The following is a 2,290-nucleotide window of genomic DNA, read 5'->3' as shown; positions in this document are numbered from 1 at the left end:
GCTCAAAAGTATCGTTGGTATTATCGTAGAAAATAACTGCATTTGTTATATAAAAACCTGTATCTGAATATACATGTTTGGGATAAAACTGCCATGAATAATTACTATCCCCAAAATACCAGTAAACTGAATCAATATTGGAAGTGTCTTTTAAACTGAATGCTGTTGAATCCCCCAAGCAGGTGTTTTCTATTTCTATATCAGGTAAGTAAAAGTAAGATTGGAGGAAGGTGGGGAGGCCATTTCCAACACTATATGAAAATGTAATTGCAGTATCAATGTAATTACAGAGATTTCCTTTATTATCAGGTTCATTAATGCAACCTAAATGTGAAACCCTATTAAGATATATTTTTTTATTAAGTCCTATTTGAAGACTAGCATACCTATTAGTATAAGGATTTGAATATACAATATATATAGAATTTTTAATAATACTTTCAATTCGTGAGGATAGATTAACCTGGAATATGCTACCAGGATAGCTGTTTTTAGTAATATACAAGAATTTTTCATTATGAGAAAACTCAATTCCGTATGTCCTATCGCCAAGATATAGATTTGGAAAACTATCTAATGTTATGCAGTTTGATACTCTTCCTGTTTTATTGTCAAAATCAAGAATATCAACAATACCATGAAATGACAGGGCGTTTGCCAGTTTTTTACCTGATGGTGAGAATTTGAATTGTCCACCTTCATCTCCGGTTTTTGACCAGAAGTATGAACCACTTGATGAAATTACAGGTATTGTATCCAAACCTGTTTTTGTTATCAAAAATGCTTTGAATTTGTTAGAGTTCCAATCACTGGTTATGATCCAGACCGATTGTTTATTGGCATGCATGGTAGCTGCAATTTTTTCCTGTACATCAGAGCATAATTTTCGATTTTTTAAAATGATCTCTCCATTTCCATTGTCTTTTGAAATATCCAATATATGATACCATAATCCTTCCTGATGTTGAAGCCATGTATAGGATCCCATTACAGTAAAAAGATAATAAAGATTGGTGTCGCCCGGATAAGGGATGATTATCGGTGCTTGTGCACAACCACTTGATCCTATAAGATCAAAACCATTTTTCAGTGTATCATGATTTTTATTCCAGATTGTTTTCCCATCTGAATAGAATAGCAGGTTGCCATATTTATCAGAAATACAGGATGACCCAACTTGAGAGGACATTTTGCTATCATATATTTTTACAGGTGAATTATTCTCAAACCTGAGCCCCTGCCATGTGCCAAAATACCAGTGCTTTGCTTCAAGTTGCCCGTAAACTGGGGATATTTGTACAATAAAGAATATGCCAGTAAAAATAAGATAATGCTTAATAATATTTTTTATCATAAAATAAAATAAAAGGTTCCGGCTAATTAGCCGGAACCCTGAAATGATTTAATTAAAAATTAACTTAAACGTTTTAAATTTTTTATAGATATAATTTAATTTAATAAAATAAATACCCTTCGCTAAACCATTTCTATTGACTGTATAATGATTCATTCCTTCCACCAATTCAATCTGACCTTCCCATTCAATTTCACCTATTGTATTGATCATTTGAATAATAACTTTTTCTTCAACCTCAGAATTTAATCTTATGGTGAACTGTTCAGTAACAGGGTTAGGATAAATTACGATATTATCTTTACTGGCTTCTAAAAATACTGAATCGTTTTGAGCAACTTTATAATTCGCATTTGGGTTTCCCCATTCATTCAAATATTCGTATTCGTAAGCCCCCATGTCAATATCATAAGTGGTTGCCGATTTTGCATCAACAATTCTATTGTATCCATTCCCTCTTATATCGTATATTGAAAGACTAGGCAGGTAATAAGCAATATTTCCTTCATCAATACAAGGTGAGAAGTATTTTGCTGAGATCCTGTAATCACCATTTGAATGATCAACAAATTCTGGATCATTAATAGTGTTACCTTGTGTATAAAATGGTGATGTAAAATTTGCGAAATCACAATTATTAATATCCGGATTAGTTGGACTTGGATTAGCAGTTACTTTCTTAACATCATAAGGAGTGTTGAAATATGCTATTGTATTACCAAATATTGGCTGACTCGTACCATCAAAATAAACCCCACCTGCATACCCTGTTTGGTTGTTAGCTTCATTATCCGCAATAGTACAGTTGTAGATTTTGGGGTTGGATTCGTCAATGTAGATTCCGCCACCATTATTGGATGCAGTGTTGTTGGTAAAAGTACAATTAGTAATGTTTAAATTTCCCATTAAAAAGCAATTAGGAGAGGTAAATCCTTG

The 2,290-nt window shown here is 32.6% G+C and carries 2 protein-coding genes; both read right to left on the bottom strand.

The window, feature by feature from the left end; genetic code table 11:
* Positions 1-1,354, bottom strand: a 1,354-nt coding sequence (locus U9R42_10750; protein MEA3496503.1) for a hypothetical protein, incomplete at its 3' end; no start/stop codon positions are given.
* 48 nt (positions 1,355-1,402) lie between these two features.
* On the bottom strand, positions 1,403-2,290 hold an 888-nt coding region (locus U9R42_10745; protein ID MEA3496502.1), incomplete at its 5' end, for a T9SS type A sorting domain-containing protein.

The sequence above is a fragment of the Bacteroidota bacterium genome, from assembly GCA_034723125.1.
GTDB lineage: Bacteria > Bacteroidota > Bacteroidia > CAILMK01 > JAAYUY01 > JAYEOP01.
Note: the sequence above shows the minus strand (reverse complement) of the source record. Positions and strands in the feature narration are given on the sequence as shown.